An 873-nucleotide genomic window follows, 5' to 3' on the forward strand; every position below is an offset into this window, starting at 1 on the left:
TTGGGATAGTCGATCTTCTGCGCCTGGTCGGCCAGGGCCATGCGCTCGTGGTCCGGCGTGGTGTCGCGTACCGCCGGCAGCTTGCCGCCCAGCAACTGGTTGGCGAAGTTGTAGGCCCCGCCGAGATGAGCGCCGTACTTGTGGATCGCCGGACCGAAGCTGCGCGCCTCCTGCAACTCCTCCCAGGCCCAGCTCTTCTCCCACTTGGCGGTGAATGCCGTCAGCTCCTGGCCGCCTTCGTCGCCCTCGACGAACGCCGCGAACACCGTCTCGGCGGCGACCATGCCCGACTTCATCGCCGTGTGCAGACCCTTGATCTTGGCGAAGTTCAGCGTCCCCGCATCGCAGCCGATCAACAGGCCCCCGGGAAAGGTCATCTTCGGCAGACTGTTGGCGCCGCCCTTGACGATGGCCCGCGCCCCGTAGGATACCCGCTTGCCGCCTTCCAGGTACTGCTTGAGCACCGGATGGTGCTTCATGCGCTGGAACTCGTCGAACGGCGACAGCCACGGATTGGTGTAGGAGAGGTCGACGATCAATCCCACCACCACCTGCTGGTTCTCGGCGTGATAGAGGAAGAATCCGCCGTGGGTATCCTTCTCCAGCGGCCAGCCCGAGCCGTGCACCACCAGGCCCGGCTCGTGCTGCTCGGCCGGCACGTCCCACAGCTCCTTCAGACCGATGGCGTAGTGCTGTGGGTCCTTGCCCGCAGCCAGGTCGAAGCGCTGGATCAGGCGCTTGCCCAGGTGCCCGCGCGCGCCCTCGGAAAACAGTGTGTACTTGGCGCGCAGTTCCATGCCCGGCATATAGCCCGACTTCTCGCTGCCGTCCGCCGCCACGCCCATGTCGCCGATGACGATGCCGCGCACCGTG

Annotated in this window: 1 protein-coding gene; it reads right to left on the bottom strand. The window is 66.2% G+C overall.

Annotated features, from left to right (window positions below; all coding sequences use genetic code 11):
* On the bottom strand, nt 1-873 hold an 873-nt coding region (locus ACW4DH_RS18960), incomplete at both ends, for an NAD(P)/FAD-dependent oxidoreductase (protein ID WP_459637959.1).

The organism is Halomonas sp. WWR20, assembly GCF_054602495.1.